Origin of the sequence: Rhodovulum sp. ES.010, from assembly GCF_900142935.1 — a bacterium.
Classification (GTDB): domain Bacteria; phylum Pseudomonadota; class Alphaproteobacteria; order Rhodobacterales; family Rhodobacteraceae; genus Rhodovulum.
The window spans coordinates 1778806-1792925 of sequence record NZ_FSRS01000001.1 but is presented as its reverse complement, the minus strand read 5'-3'; the positions used below and the strand labels follow the sequence as shown (position 1 = coordinate 1792925).

The 14120-nt window shown below is 68.7% G+C and carries 10 protein-coding genes and 1 pseudogene; 4 read left to right on the top strand and 7 right to left on the bottom strand.

Annotated elements, in window-relative coordinates; translation table 11 throughout:
- Positions 1 to 49 precede the first annotated feature (49 nt).
- Positions 50 to 1360, bottom strand: a complete 1311-nt coding sequence (gene ugpB / locus BUR28_RS08900) for a sn-glycerol-3-phosphate ABC transporter substrate-binding protein UgpB (protein ID WP_083626552.1) — start codon at positions 1358 to 1360, stop codon at positions 50 to 52.
- A 131-nt stretch (positions 1361 to 1491) separates the two neighbouring features.
- Between ugpB and BUR28_RS20780 the strand changes: the two are divergent.
- Positions 1492 to 1671: pseudogene (locus BUR28_RS20780) on the top strand (LysR family transcriptional regulator); the annotation flags it as partial.
- Between the two features lie 115 nt (positions 1672 to 1786).
- On the top strand, positions 1787 to 2323 hold the full coding sequence (locus BUR28_RS08895) for a LysR substrate-binding domain-containing protein (protein ID WP_371441587.1): 537 nt from the start codon (positions 1787 to 1789) through the stop codon (positions 2321 to 2323).
- Positions 2324 to 2365: 42 nt separating this feature from the next.
- Here BUR28_RS08895 and BUR28_RS08890 read toward each other — a convergent pair whose 3' ends face one another.
- From BUR28_RS08890 to cysG, 5 genes are read right to left on the bottom strand one after another with little or no spacing between them, the layout of a single operon-like run.
- Positions 2366 to 2785: a DUF934 domain-containing protein gene (locus tag BUR28_RS08890; RefSeq protein ID WP_074219794.1), complete on the bottom strand. Its 420-nt coding sequence runs from the start codon at positions 2783 to 2785 to the stop codon at positions 2366 to 2368.
- Entirely contained in the window at positions 2782 to 3513 is a 732-nt protein-coding gene (locus tag BUR28_RS08885; protein WP_074219793.1) for a phosphoadenylyl-sulfate reductase, read from the bottom strand. Before BUR28_RS08885 ends, BUR28_RS08890 begins: the two co-directional genes overlap by 4 nt.
- Entirely contained in the window at positions 3503 to 5173 is a 1671-nt protein-coding gene (locus tag BUR28_RS08880) for a nitrite/sulfite reductase (protein WP_074219792.1), read from the bottom strand. The genes BUR28_RS08885 and BUR28_RS08880 overlap by 11 nt, the downstream gene beginning before the upstream one ends.
- Before the next feature lie 18 nt (positions 5174 to 5191).
- Complete coding sequence (locus BUR28_RS08875) at positions 5192 to 5509, bottom strand: DUF2849 domain-containing protein (protein WP_074219791.1); 318 nt, start codon at positions 5507 to 5509, stop codon at positions 5192 to 5194.
- A complete protein-coding gene (gene cysG, locus BUR28_RS08870) occupies positions 5509 to 6900 on the bottom strand; it encodes a siroheme synthase CysG (protein WP_074219790.1) in 1392 nt (463 codons plus the stop codon). Before cysG ends, BUR28_RS08875 begins: the two co-directional genes overlap by 1 nt.
- 380 nt (positions 6901 to 7280) lie before the next feature.
- Between cysG and BUR28_RS08865 the strand changes: the two genes are divergently transcribed.
- Positions 7281 to 11132, top strand: a complete 3852-nt coding sequence (locus BUR28_RS08865) for a sensor domain-containing protein (protein ID WP_175566923.1) — start codon at positions 7281 to 7283, stop codon at positions 11130 to 11132.
- A 585-nt stretch (positions 11133 to 11717) separates the two neighbouring features.
- On the opposite strand, the gene BUR28_RS08860 is transcribed toward BUR28_RS08865, so the two are convergent.
- Positions 11718 to 12899 (bottom strand): IS5 family transposase, encoded by a 1182-nt coding sequence (locus BUR28_RS08860; RefSeq protein ID WP_074219678.1) that lies wholly within the window; start codon positions 12897 to 12899, stop codon positions 11718 to 11720.
- A gap of 286 nt (positions 12900 to 13185) precedes the next feature.
- Here BUR28_RS08860 and BUR28_RS08855 point away from each other — a divergent pair, with 286 nt between their 5' ends.
- Complete coding sequence (locus BUR28_RS08855) at positions 13186 to 14043, top strand: cobalamin B12-binding domain-containing protein (RefSeq protein WP_074219788.1); 858 nt, start codon at positions 13186 to 13188, stop codon at positions 14041 to 14043.
- Positions 14044 to 14120 lie beyond the last annotated feature (77 nt).

Sequence of the window (14120 nt, the reverse complement as noted above, 5' to 3'; positions counted from 1 at the left end):
ATGCACGAAGGGCGGACCGATGGCCCGCCCCCCGCGGTCGTGAGTGGTTTCAGGAGTTCGCGTCCTCGAATTCGCGCAGCAACGCGTTGCCGCGTTCGGACGCGTTCGAGAGAGCCTCTGCGGCCGACTGGTTGCCGGCCCACAGATCCTCGAGCTCTTCGTTGATGATGTCGCGGATCTGGACGAAGTTGCCGAAGCGGAGACCGGCCGAATTCGCGGTCGGTTCGTTCAGCGAAAGCTGCTTGATCGCGGTGTCGGTGCCTGGCTCTTGCTCGTAGAAGCCCTGTTCCTGGCTCAGCTCGTAGGCGGCGGTGGTGATCGGCACGTAGCCGGTGGACTGGTGCCAGTCCGCCTGCACCTCGGGTCGCGACATGTAGTTGAAGAACTCGGCCACGCCCTGGTAGGCGGCGTCTTCGTGTCCATCGAGCACCCACAGCGTCGCGCCGCCGATGATCGAGTTCTGCGGCGCGTCGGCGGCCGCGGTGTTCAGCGGCAGCATGGCCTGGCCGAACTCGAACTCCGCCTGCTCCTTCATCGAGGCATAGTAGGCCGAGCTGTTCATCCACATCGCGCATTCGCCCGAGGTGAAGAGCGGCAGCGAGTCGCCGCGGCGGCCGCCATACTTGAAGGTGCCCGCTTCCATGCTGTCGGCGATGCGCTGGAGCAGTGTGGTCAGGTCCTCGCTCTGGCCGATCACCAGTTCGGTGTCGAGGCCGGCGAAGCCGTTTTCCTGCGTGCCGATCGGCTCGTCATGCCAGGCGAGGTAGTTCTCGATCATCACCCAGGACTGCCAGCCGAACGAGAAGGCGCAGTCGTGGCCGTTCTCCTGCAGCTTGTCGGCCGCGGCGAACATCTGGTCCCAGGTCGACGGCACGTCTTCGATGCCGGCCTCGGTCAGCAGGTCCTGATTGTACCACAGGACCGGCGTCGAGGAGTTGAAGGGCAACGACAGAAGCTGGCCCTCGGGGGTGGAGTAGTAGGACCGGACGGCGGGCAGGTAGGCGTCGGGGTTCCAGTCGATGACGGCCTGTTCCATGATCTGGTAGACCGGCTTCACCGCGCCCTCGGCGGCCATCATGGTGGCGGTGCCGACTTCAAAGACCTGCACGATATGCGGCTGTTGCCCGGCGCGGAAGGCGGCGATCGCGGCGGTCATGTTCTCGGTGTAGTTGCCCTTGTAGGTGGGCAACACGACGAACTCGTCCTGGCTTTCGTTGAAGCCGTTGGCGATCTCCTCGACCTTCTCGCCGAGGGTCCCGCCCATGGCGTGCCAGAACTGGATCTCGGTCTGGGCGGCGACGGGGGCGGCGCCAAGCGCCAGCACCGCGGCCAGGGCGGTCGTTGAGCGGTTCAGGATCATGCGTGTTCTCCGAATGGTCGATTGCGAAGCCATGCGCCGACGCGGGGCCGACGACATCCTAAAAAACCGAAACCACCGCGTCATCTTTGTTTCAAATGAATTTACTATGACAGCTGCCATAACGCAGCGTTATGGCCGAGGCCGCGGATCGCAGGATGGACGAACGCCAGGTAGTCGGGTCGGAGGTGCGCCTGCGCCAGCTCGAGGCGTTCCAGGCGGTGGCGCAGACGGGCAGCTATACCCGCGCCGCCGCCCTCATGGGCATTTCGCAGCCCGCGGTCAGCCGGCTGGTGCAGGCGCTGTCGGAGGCCACCGGCCTGACGCTGTTCAACCGCAAGGGCGGCCTGGCCGAGCCGACCCCCGAGGCCCGGCTTCTGCTGGCCGAGGCCGGGCGTCCTCGCCCGTTTTCTGACGTCGCGACCGGATGTGCAAGTCACGCTGGAGCCCGACCGGCCCGAGCGCATCCTCGACTGGATCATCGCCGAGCATTGCGATGTCGGGCTGACGGCGGATTTCGCGGGGCACCCGGCGGTTCAGGCGCACCGCATCCCGGTGCCGGCGGTCTGCGTGCTGCCGCCGGGACATGCGCTTGCCGCGCAGGCCGAGATCGCGCCCGCCGATCTCGGGGGCGAACGGCTGATCCACACCCGGCGCGACGATCCGTTCTTCCGGTCGGTGGACGCCGCCTTCCGGCAATGCGGCGTCTCACCCCGGACCTGCGTGGAGACCCGCCAGTTCGGTGCGGCCTGCCGGCTGGTGGCCGAAGGGGTCGGCGTTTCGGTGGTCAGCGTCCTCGACGCCCGCGAATTCGCCCGCACCGGGATCGAGATCCGGCCATTCGTCCCGCGGGTTCATCACAATCTGGACGTGCTCCATTCGCGGCTGTCCCGCTCGTCGATGATCGCGCTGGAATTCGTCGACGCGTTCATCGAAAGCCTCGCCCCCTTCTGCGCCCGCGACTGAGCTTCGCGCGGGGCTGCCGCGCGGCGCGATGGCACAGGCGCGCTACGGGCGCGGTGGAACGGGGACGCCGGTGGTGAAGCCGAGCCTTTGGCGGTAGCTCTCAGACACTGCGTCGGGCACCGCTGCGCTGAACCGCGCGGCGGCGGCCGCGTCGTCGAAGGCGATGTCGTCGAAGCCCGCCCGGCGCAGGTGGCGGTACTGGTCCGGCAGGACGTGACCCGCGGCGCGCAGTCGTCCGGCAAAGCCGAGCTGGCGCAGCCGGCGCGCCAGGGTGAAGCCCCGACCGTCGGCGAAGGAGGGAAACGCGATGCGGACGGCCTCCGCGGCCCGGACGCGGGCGAAGACCTCGGCCGCGTCCACGCTGTTCGGCAGGTCGACCCCGCCGGCGCCGGTCCACTCGTCCAGCGGGGCGAACGGGGTCGCGTCGTGCGCGATGCCCCGATCGGTCAGCACAACGCTCATGCCGCGTCCTCCCGCCCGGGGCGCACCGTCCGCCCGTCGATGAAGTGAATGCCGCATTCGGCCTTCTCGGATCCGCGCCAGCGGCCGGCACGCGGGTCCTCGCCCTCGGCGACCGGCGTAGTGCAGGGCGCGCAGCCGATGGACCGGAAGCCCCGTGCCACCAGCGGATGGCGCGGCAGGCGGTGTTCGTCCATGTAGGCGGCGATGCGTTCTGGGCGCCAGTGGGTCAGCGGATTGACCTTGAGCCGGCCGGCCTCGTCCTGCTCGAACACCGCCAGATCCGCGCGGCTGTCGGTCTGGTATCGTTTCCGGCCCGACACCAGGACATCGTAGTCGCCCAGGGCGCGGGCCAGCGGGCGCACCTTGCGCAGGGTGCAGCAGGCATCCGCGTCGCGGCCATGCAGGGTGCGGTCGGGGTCCTCGGCCTTGACCGCCGCGGAATCGGGCGCAATCCGCACGATGTTCGACAGCCCGAGCCGGTCGGCCACCTCCCGCTGGTAGGCGAGCGTTTCGGCGAACAGCATCTCGGTGTCGACGAACAGAACCGGGGCCGTCCGGTCGGCGTCGGCCCACATGTGCAGGAGCACGACCGATTCCGCGCCGAAGCTCGACACCAGCGCCGCGCGCCCGCCGAACAGGCCGCGGGCGACATGCGCGACGATCTCCGACGTGTCCCGGTCGGCGTAGAAGGCGTTGAGCGCGCGAAGGCGTCGGGGGTCAGGCCGCATCGCGTTGGTCCTCCTTGTAAACTGCCGCCTTGAACGGCGCGAGGCCCAGCCGGCGGACGGCCTCGCGGAATGTCTCGTCCGCGTTCAGGCGCAGGTCGAGATAGGCGTCGATCAACCGCGCGACCGCGGGCACGATCTCGTCATGGGCAAAGCCGGGGCCCAGCCGTTCCCCGATGGCGGCGGTTTCGGTTCCGTCGCCGCCCAGCGTGATCTGGTAGCTTTCCACCCCGGCCTTCTCCAGCCCGAGGATGCCGATATGGCCGACATGGTGGTGCCCGCAGGCATTGATGCAGCCCGATATCTTGAGCTTCAGCGGGCCGATCTCGCGCTGGGCGTCGAGATCGGCAAAACGGTGGGAGATCTCCTGCGCAACGGGGATCGAGCGCGCGGTGGCCAGCGCGCAATAGTCCATGCCCGGGCAGGCGATGATGTCGGAGAGGAGCCCGGCATTGGCGGTGGCAAGCCCCGCCTCCATCAGGGTCGCGTGGACAGCGGCAAGGTCTTCGCGCCGGACATGGGGCAGGATGATGTTCTGCTCGTGGCCGACGCGCAACTCGCCATGGCTGCAGCGCTCCGCCAGATCGGCCAGCACGCGCATTTGCGCCGCCGTGGCGTCGCCGGGCGTCGCGCCGATCCCCTTCAGGCTGACGGTGACGATGGCATGATCGGCGCGGCGATGCGCCGTCACATTGGTGTCGATGAAGGCGCTCAGGACCGGGTCGTGCACCGTTGGGATGGCGCCGGGGCGGAATTCGGGGGCGCGGAACCCGGCGGCGATCCGGTCGGCCATCTCGCGGGGCACGCCGGCGAACTGCGCCTTGCGGGCGGCGAACTGCGCCTTGCGGGCGGCGAATTCCGCCTCGACGCGGGCGCGCATCGTCTCCAGCCCCTCTTCGTGGACGAGGATCTTGATCCGTGCCTTGTACTTGTTGTCCCGCCGGCCGTGCTGGTTGTAGACGGCGACGATCGCTTCGAGATAGGGCAGCAACTCCGCCTCGGGCACGAACGCGGCCAGTACCTTGCCGATCATCGGCGTGCGGCCCAGCCCGCCGCCCACGCTGACCTCGAACCCGGGCGCGCCGTCCCGCAGCACCATGCGCAGCCCGATATCGTGGGCGCGGGTCACCGCCCGGTCGTTGGGGCTGCCGGTGACGGCGATCTTGAACTTGCGCGGCAGGAACTGGAACTCGGGGTGGTCGGTGGACCATTGCCGGATCAGTTCGGCCACCGGCCGCGGGTCGGCGATCTCGTCGGCGGCGGCGCCGGCGAAATGGTCGGCGGTCACGTTGCGGATGCAGTTACCGCTTGTCTGGATCGCGTGCATCTCGACATCGGCGAGGGCGTCCAGGATATCGGGCACATCGGTCAGGCGCGGCCAGTTGAACTGCACGTTCTGGCGCGTGGTGAAATGCCCGTAGCCCTTGTCCCAACGCTCGGCGATGTAAGCGAGCTGCCGCATCTGGCGGCCGTTCAGCGTGCCGTAGGGGATGGCCACCCGCAGCATGTAGGCATGGAGCTGCAGGTAGAGCCCGTTCATCAGCCGCAGCGGCTTGAACTCGTCCTCGGTCAATGACCCGTCCAGGCGGCGCGCCACCTGGCCGCGGAACTCGCTGACGCGGGCGCGGACGAACTGCTCGTCGAAATCGGTATAGCTGTACATGTCGGTCCCTTGCGGATGTCAGGCGCGGGGCGTGCCCGTGTCCTGTTTGCCGTGGCGGTAGTTGGACGGGCCGCGCGTGCGGAACACCTCGCGGAAATGCACCGGCTCCGGGTGGCCGTCCGGGCCGGGGCGGGCCTCTGCGAGATAGGCGCCGACGACCTTGTCGGCCTGCGCCGCCGCCGCTGCCAGCGCGGCGCGCGCCGCCTCGGCGTCCTGCAGGAGGCGGGCGTCCACATGCCGGCGCGACCACGCCCCGTCGCCCGCCAGATAGACCACGTCGCCGGTCAGCAGGTCGTTCGCGGTCACGACCTTCGGCGTTGCGTCCCGCGCCGGCATCACAGCGCCTCCTTCAGGTCGATGCCGATATCGGCCGCCCGTGCCGCGTCGTGCGGGGCGAGGCCCAGCATCAGCGTCGCCGGCCCCGCGATCCCCTCCAGCGCCTCCGGGAGGTCGATCAGGCGGGTCGGGACGATGCGCTGGTCGGGGCGCGAGACGTTCTCGACGATGGTCACCGGGGTCGTGTCGGCCGCGCCGTGCAGCATCAGGCGCCCGCGCAGGAAGGTCGCGGCGCGCTTGCCCATGTAGATCGCGGCGACCGTGCCGGGGCGGGCGAGCGATCGCCAGTCCTGCTCGGCAAAGCCCGTGGTGTCGTGCCCGGTCAGAAGCCGCACATCCGTGTTCCGGCCGCGCCGCGTCAGCGACTGGCCCATTGATGCGGCCGCGGCCGAGGCCGCGGTGATCCCCGGCACGACCTCCCAGCTCACCCCCGCCGCCTTGCAGGCCGCGATTTCCTCTTCGAGCCGGCCGAACACCGCCGGGTCGCCGCCTTTCAGCCGGGCGACCTTCAGCCCCTCGCGGGCCTTGGCGACGATGAGGGCGTCGATGTCGTCCTGCTTCCAGCCCGGCCCGAAACCGGTCTTGCCGACCTCGACGATCTCGGCCTCGCGCCGGGCCAGTTCCAGGATCGCCGCGGGCACCAGCCGGTCATGAATGACGATGTCGGCCCCGTGCAGCAGCCGCCGCGCCTTCAGCGTCAGGAGTTCAGGGGCGCCCGGTCCCGCGCCGATCAGGGCGACATGTCCGTCCGTCCTCTCGGCCGCGACTTCGTCGAGCAACGTGACGAGGGCAGCATGCGCACCGTCGGCGCCGCCATCGGCCAGGGCGCGCGGTCCCCGTTCGAAGAAGAAGCGGCTCCAGAACCGCCGCCGCGCCTCGCCCGGCGGCAGCCGCTCGGCACGGGGGCGGAACGCCCGGGCGACGCGGGCCAACCGGCCGAGCGTGACGGGCAGCATCTCTTCGATCCGCCGCTTGATGTCGCGGGCGAGCACCGGCGCCGCGCCCTCGGTCCCGATGGCGACGGTGACCGGGTCGCGGTCGACGATCGCGGGGGTGATGAACTGGCTGTCGTCGAGATTGTCGACGATGTTCGCCAGAACGCCGGCGTCGCGTGCGATCGCGGCGGCGCGCGCATCCGCGTGCGCTTCCGCGTTGGCCGCATAAACGAGAAGCGCACCCGTCGCATCGCCGGCCGCGATCTGGCGCGGAACCCAGCGAAGACGCCCCTTGGCCGCCCAGTCCAGCACCTGCCGGTCGGGGTTTTCGCCGAAGACCGCCACGCTGGCCTGGGTCTTGAGCAGCAGGCGCAGCTTGGCGACCGCGCATTCGCCGGCGCCGGAGACGACGATCCGGCGCGCGTCCGTGTCGAGGAAGACGGGAAAGTGACGCATGGGTCTGAAACGATGTCCGGGCTGTGGTCGGTGTGCCCGAATTTAAAACAAAATCCCCAACAGAAGCCATATAGGCAGATAAGAAAGAACAAAGGCCCAAAAAAGCGCATTTATACTGGCATTTATCCTGAAAGGCGATGGTCCTGCGAAACCGGCCGCTCTCCTCCGGCCGTGCCGCGGAAAAACGGCTCGGCGCAGCCCGCCTTCCGACGAAATGCGGCGAGGGTAGGCTGCCGGCGCGCCCCGGTCCTGGCGCATGGCGTCCCGACCCGCCGGCCATCGCGCTCCCGCCCCGGCCCTTGCGTGTCCGGGGCCACCTCCGCCAGCGCCATAAGCCGGGGATTAAGGAATGCCCCTCAAGAAGGTGGGGGAGCTGCCCAGTGATTCGGTGTAACGTGGACCAGATGCTCGACCAGATGCAGGTAGCGATCGACCAGCTCCAGGCCCCGGCCTGGATCGTCTCGCCGGATGGCACCGTCCTTGGCGCCAATGCGGCGGCGGTCGCACTGCTCGGCTGTGGGGCGGGCCGAATGGTGGGCCTGACCGACCGCGACCTCCTGGAGCCGCGCTTCCGCGACGCGATGGAGCAGGCCCGCCGGCGGATGCTGGACGGCGGGGCGGACGAACGATTCAGCGGCTGCTTCTTCCTGCAGGACGGCACCCTGCGCAACCTCGACTGTACGATCGCCGTCATCCGCGCCGAGGGGCGGGTCGCCGCCCTTCTGGTGCAGGTGCAGGGGGCGCCGCGACAGCTCGCCTGCTGCCGGCCGCAGGGTCTGGCCCGTCCCGCGTGCGACGCCTACGGCCATCACCGCGAGTTCGACATCCTGCGCAAGGCCGCCGCGGTCGCCGGGTTCGGGCAATGGTATTTCGATGTCCCGCGGGGGCGTATCTTCGCGACCGAGACCTATTACGCGATGCTCGGATACGCCCCGGGCGAGGTCGAGCTGGAGTCTGCCTGGGTGCGCGCGCGCATTCACCCGGAGGATCGCCAGGCCGCGATAGAGGCGATGGAGCGGCTGATCGGCGGCCAGGCCGACATCTTCCGTGTGGACTACCGGCTGCGCTGCAAGGACGGCGCCTACAAGTGGTTCGCGGCGACCGCCTGCAAGTACAATCCTGGCGACAGCGCCGAGGCCGAGATCGTTTGCGGCAGTCTCGTGGAGATTTCCGACCGGAAGGCCCAGGCGCAGACCCTCGAAGCCGCGCTTGCGGATGCGCGCCAGGCGCGGGACGAGGCGCAGCGCATGGCCGAGTTGATGCGCGTGTCGCACGAGAACAGCAATGTCGTGGCCTGGATGCGCATCCCCGCGACGGGCGAGGGCTGGTTCGGCGAGAACCTGGCCGCGTTGCTCGGGCTGAAGACGGGCGAGCCAATCGACGCCGATCGCTTCCGCGCCCTGATCCATCCCGAGGATCGGGAGCGCGCGCTCGATGGCCACGCCGCCATCGAGGCCGGCCAAACCGACGCGTTCGCCTGCGACTTCCGTCTGCGGCATGCCGATGGCAGCTGGCGCTGGATGACCTCGGCCGGCCGCAGGATCGACCGCGCGGCGCATGGCCTGCCGGACATGGTGTGCGGCAGTCTCACCGACATCACCCCGATCAAGGAGCATCAGGCGCAGCTTTCCGAGGCGCTGGCCCACGCCGAGGCCGCGCGCAACGACGCGCTCGCCAGCGAGGAGGTCCTGCGCACCGCGGCCCTGTCGGGCGAGATCGGCTATTGGACCATCTGCCCCGACGACGGCGGAGGCTGGGCGCCCGACGAAACCTATCACCTGCTCGGTTACGCGCCCGGCGCCTTTCCCTCCAGCCACGCGGCCTGGTCCGAGGTGATCCACCCCGAGGACCGCCCCGGCGCCATCGCCGCGATGGAGGACCTGCTGCACGGCCGGACGGACCTTTATGAAGCGGAGAACCGCAAGCGCCACGCCGACGGCAGCTATCGCTGGTATCGCGTGGTGGCGCGTCGGATCGACCGGTCGGACCGGGGCCTGCCGCCGCTTGTCGCCGGCGTGCTCATCAGCATCGACCGGGACAAGGAGAACGAGGCGCGCCTCGAAGCCATATCCGACGAAATCCGCGCCGCGCACGAGCGGCTGAGCACCATGGCCGAGAACGCCCCCGGCGCGCTTTTCGCGTTCCAGATCAACGCGGACGGAACGACGCGTTTTCCCTATTGCACCTCGAACATGCCGCAACTCATGGGCGTCTCGCTGGAGGCGCTCCAGGCCGATGGCGACGTCGTGTTCCGCCATATCCCGCCCGACGACCGGGAGGCGATCCTGGACACGTTCCGCACCGCGGAAAAGACCTGGTCGCGCGCCGAGTTCCGGCATCGCGTGGATCATCCCGACCTCGGCCAGCGGTGGATTCTGGCGTCCGCCGGTCCCGCGGTGGGACCGGACGGGAGGACCACCTTCTACGGCAACGCGGTCGACATCACCGAGCGGCTCGAGGTCGAGAACCGGGCGGCGGAGGCGGCCGAAGAGGTGCGGCGCGCCCATGAACGGCTGTCGTCGGTCGCCAGCATCGCCCCGGTCGGGCTCTACGAGTTTCGCCGCCGGCCCGATGGCACGTTCGACTTTCCCTACACGACCGGCCGCTTCTGCTCTCTGATGGGCTTCGACGGCGACCGGAGCCAAGGGTTGGGGGCAGAGGCGCTGGACCGCGTGCACCCCGACGATTTCGCGGCGATGATGGAGAGCATCGACGAAAGCTGGCGCACGCTCGGCCCCTGGTCCTTGCGCTTTCGCGTCCGCCATCCCGATCGTGGCGAGGTCTGGCTTGCCGGTGCGTCCACCCCGCGACGTCAAGAGGACGGCACCGTCGTCTGGACGGGCGCGGTCTATGACGTGACCGCGGACGTGGCGCGCGAACACGAACTCCGCCGCGCCCACAAGGCGGCCGAGGACATGCGCATCGAGAACGAGCGCCAGGCCTTGCACGACGGGCTGACGGGCCTGCCGAACCGCCGCTACTACGACCAGGTCCTCACCGACCGCGTCAAGAGCGCTGCGCGCGGCCTCGGCCCGCGGGATTGCGTGCTGATCCGCATCGACCTCGACCACTTCAAATACGTCAACGACACGCTGGGTCATGAGGCCGGCGATCTGGTCCTGCGCCATGTCGGCAAGGTCCTGCGCGAGAGTATTCGCGCCAGCGACTTCGTCGCGCGCATCGGCGGCGACGAGTTCACGATCATCCTGGCCCCGTTCCAGAGTCCCGAGAATGCCCGCGCTCTCGTCGAGCGTATCCAGGCCCGCCTGCGCGAGCCGTTCATGTATCAGGGCCGGCAATGCCGCTTCGGGGCGAGCTTCGGCATCGCCCACACGCAGGACATCGTCGAGACGAACGGCGAGCTTCAGGTCTTTGTCGATGCGGCGCTTTATTGTGCCAAGACCGGCGGCCGCAACAGGATGGCGTTCTTCACCGAGGACCTGCACGAATCCATCCTCGATGACCGCCGTCTCGCCGCGTCGCTGCACGAGGCGCTCGAGAATGACGAGTTCTTCCCGGTGTTCCAGCCGCAGGTCTCTGCCCGCGACGGCCGCCTGGTCGGGATCGAGACCCTGCTGCGCTGGCGGCACCCGACGCGCGGCCTGCTCGCGCCGCCGGCCTTCATGCACGTGGCCGACCAACTCGGCATCGTGCCCGAGATCGACGCGCTCGTGCTGGAGAAGTCGCGCGAGGCGCTGGCGCGCTGGCGCGCGCGCGGGCTGTTCGTGCCCAAGATCGCCTTCAACGTGAGTTCCGGCCGGATGCACGACCCCAATGTGGTCGCCGCGGCGCGCGCCATCGCGGACGAGGAGACCAATGTCGCCTTCGAACTGCTCGAATCGATCCTCGTGGAAGAGGAAAGCGACGCGTTCAAGTTCCACCTTGACCTCGTCCGCGAGGCCGGGATCGACATCGAGATCGACGATTTCGGCTCGGGCCATGCCTCGATCATCGGCCTGATGGAGATCGCGCCCTCGGCGCTGAAGATCGACAAGCGCATCGTCACGCCGGTCGCGCGGGACACCCGCTCGCGCCATCTGGTGCGCGCCATCGTCGAAATCGCCGAGACCCTTGGCATCGCGACCGTGGCCGAGGGGGTCGAGACCGCCCGGCAGGCCGAGATCCTGCGCGGGCTGGGGTGTTGCGTGCTCCAAGGCTTCCTGTTCTCGAAGCCGCTCGCCGAGGCGGAGTTGTTCCAGTTCGCCTCCGGCACGGCCCCGCTCAGCGCCTAGCGCGCGCCGACCGGCCGCGTCCCGCCGGCTGCGTGCCAGGACGAATGCAAGCCGACGCGCTTCCGCCTTCGGCCATGCGGACCCGGATACTCCGCCCGCCGGCGTGGGTGGTCTTGCGGATGTGCCGGCTCGAAAGACAGCGGCCGGGTTTGGGTATGACCTGACGGCCGGCGTTGGCCCATGCCGGGTCAAGCGGGTTTTCTCTGACAATGCCCGGGGGCGACAGCGACCCGGAGCGACCGATGTCCGGAGACCTTCTTTTCAGCCGTCGCCCTCGCCGCAGCCTTCCTGTTCTGGCTTTGATCAAGAACGAGCCCCGAGCCCAAGGCGCTGCTGACGAAGGCAAGTACCGGCCCGTGCAGGGGGAGGGACAGATTTGCCCACAGAGTCTGTGGAGAAAACGACCTTTCGAGTTATTCCGCCGAGCTCGTTTCAAATTCGGCGCCCATGTCAGCCGAGGGCAAACCGGTCGATTTTCTAGCAGGCCGCTGAAATTCTCTTGCGGCCGGACGGATTTCCCTGACCCTCACCCGTGAGGCCGGCGTCGTCTGTTCTGTGTGCTTGGTCTCGGCCCTGCCTTTGGCTTCAGGCGGCCAGCAGCTTCGGCAGTCTGGCGAGGTTGCAGGCGGCCATGGTGAAGGTGAAGCGGGCGGCGACGCGGTCGAGGCCGCGGTATACGGTCTGGGCCATGCCGCCGACGGTCTTGGCCCAGCCGAAGGGCTCTTCGATCTTCTTGCGGCGCGTCTGGGACAGGGCGTAGCCGGGGTGGCGGGTGGTTCTGCCGTCGATGGCGGAGTGTCGGGCCTTCTGGGCGACATGCGGCGTGACGTGGGCCTGTCGCAGATCGGCGACGAAATCTGCGCTGTCGTAGCCCTTGTCGGCGCCCAGCGTGAGGCGGCGGGTCGAGCCGGGGGAATGGCGGTGGATCATGTCGAGCGCGGCGCGGCGTTCGGCATGGCCATCGGCGCGGGTCAGGTCGGCCTGGACGACGAAGCCATTGCGGTTTTCCATCAGCGCATGCCCCATGTAACAGAGCAGCGCGCCCGTCCCCTGCGACTTGCGGAACAGCCGCGCGTCGGGGTCGGTGATCGAGGCATGGGTGGCGTTGGAGCGCTTCTCGCCGCGGAAGTCGACTTCGGCGTTGCGGTGGCGGCGGCTGGGGCTGGGCATCGGGACGGTCTCGGCTTCGGGCTGGGCAGGGGCGGTGTCGGGGCTGGTATCCTGATCGGTGTCCCCCGGCGGGTCACCCGGCCCGTCCGCGCCGGGCGGGCTGCCCTCGGTCTTCGGCTGGAAGCTCTTCATGGAAGCCCAGGCCTTGATCAGCGTGCCGTCCACCGAGAAGTGCTCGTCTGACAGCAGCGGTGCGACCTCCCGGTGAGCCAGGATCGCGCCCATCACCTTGCGCGCCATGTCGGTGGTCAGCAGCCGGTCACGGTTCTTCGTGAAGACGGTGGGGACCCAGACCGCGTCGTCGATCCCCAGGCCCACGAACCAGCGGAACATGAGGTTGTAATCCATCTGCTCCATCAACTGCCGCTCCGAGCGTACCGAGAACAGGATCTGTAGAAGGCTCGCCCGGATCAGCCGCTCCGGCGGGATCGAGGGCCGGCCCTCCGGGGCGTAGAGCGTCTCGAACTCGGCATCGAGGCTGGCCAAAGCCTCGTTCACGACCCGCCGGATCTGCCGCAACGGATGCCGCGCCGGGATCCGCGCCTCGATGTCAACATAGCTGAACAGCGACCCGCCCGTCTCGTCCGCGCCCCGCATCCCAACCCCTCCGGCAACCGCCCAAGGGGTGAATCACGTCCCTCAACCGACGTCCAGAGCGAGGTTTTTCAGCAGCCTGCTATACATGGGGGTGGCCCGCAAAGGAGGGCACCCGGGTGAATTCTGAGCCTTTGGTTTGCCGCCTTCCGACGCGGCTAAGTGTCAAGGAAGTAAGACCTTTCCACAACTGCGGAATTGATCGTTCGTGGCCCTCTGATACGCTTCGGATTGGTTGACGCGCGAACGAAGCCCTGTCGGCAGAACATGAAGACCATTGGAGGCCTGGATGTCGCGCCCGACGTCGCAGAGCGAGGATTTCTGCCCCGGCAAATATGAGCAGGCGACGGGAAGAACGACCGAGCTCTTCTCGGTCCTTCCGCCCGAGGCCGTGCAATCGGTCGCCGAGGAAGTGCTCTCCCGGCTTGCGGCGCGGGACAGGCCACCGGGGCAGACGCAAGTCGTTGCCCCCTCCGAGGAGACGCTCGTGGACTTGTGCAGGTCTCTCACATCCAAAGAGCCGGACGCAGCCGCCCGGATCGCACAGGAGGCGCTGGCCAAAGGCGCAACGATCGATGACCTGTACCTGCACTACCTTGCTCCTGCGGCGCGAATGCTGGGGCAGTGGTGGACCGAAGATGACCTGTCCTTCATGCAGGTCACCACCGCAACGGCGCGCATATTCGCGATCCTGCGGGCGCTTGACAGGCATGATCGTCCAGCCGTGCCTCGCACCTGCCGTGCGGCGCTCTTCGCCACCGTCCCCGGCGAAACCCACACGTTGGGCTTGCGTATGGCGGCCGACTTCTTCCGCCGGAAAGGCTGGGATATCACCCTGGAGCTTGGCCTGCCCCATGAGGCGCTCGTCGATCGGATCGCGGCCGCAAGACCTGTCCTGATCGGCCTGTCGGCGGCCGGGGCGCATGCGGCCCCGGCGCTGGCAAGGCTGATCGTTGCGTTGCGGATGACCGTGCCGGTCCCGGTCATCGCCGTGAGCGGGCAGATCGTGCATGAGGCCAGGGACGTCGTGGCGGCAACCGCGCCCGATGACCTCATCACCGACATGGACGAGGCAGAGGTGATCCTCGCGCGCCTGTGGGACGGACACATCTCGCGCCTCAAGTGCGATCCCGTGCCCCGCGACTGAAGAGCCGCCCTTGCAGCCGTTCGCGAAACCGGAGCGTGCGCGCCCTAGCCGCGGCAGACATGCCCTTGTGTCGCAAT

What these genes read in the sequence shown, in the direction of transcription:
- ugpB (WP_083626552.1), bottom strand. Translation starts at nt 1,360, where the DNA reads ATGATCCTGAACCGCTCAACGACCGCCCTGGCCGCGGTGCTGGCGCTT.
- BUR28_RS08890 (WP_074219794.1), bottom strand. Translation starts at nt 2,785, where the DNA reads ATGAGCGTTGTGCTGACCGATCGGGGCATCGCGCACGACGCGACCCCG.
- BUR28_RS08885 (WP_074219793.1), bottom strand. Translation starts at nt 3,513, where the DNA reads ATGCGGCCTGACCCCCGACGCCTTCGCGCGCTCAACGCCTTCTACGCC.
- BUR28_RS08880 (WP_074219792.1), bottom strand. Translation starts at nt 5,173, where the DNA reads ATGTACAGCTATACCGATTTCGACGAGCAGTTCGTCCGCGCCCGCGTC.
- BUR28_RS08875 (WP_074219791.1), bottom strand. Translation starts at nt 5,509, where the DNA reads ATGCCGGCGCGGGACGCAACGCCGAAGGTCGTGACCGCGAACGACCTG.
- cysG (WP_074219790.1), bottom strand. Translation starts at nt 6,900, where the DNA reads ATGCGTCACTTTCCCGTCTTCCTCGACACGGACGCGCGCCGGATCGTC.
- BUR28_RS08860 (WP_074219678.1), bottom strand. Translation starts at nt 12,899, where the DNA reads ATGCGGGGCGCGGACGAGACGGGCGGGTCGCTGTTCAGCTATGTTGAC.
- BUR28_RS08855 (WP_074219788.1), top strand. Translation starts at nt 13,186, where the DNA reads ATGTCGCGCCCGACGTCGCAGAGCGAGGATTTCTGCCCCGGCAAATAT.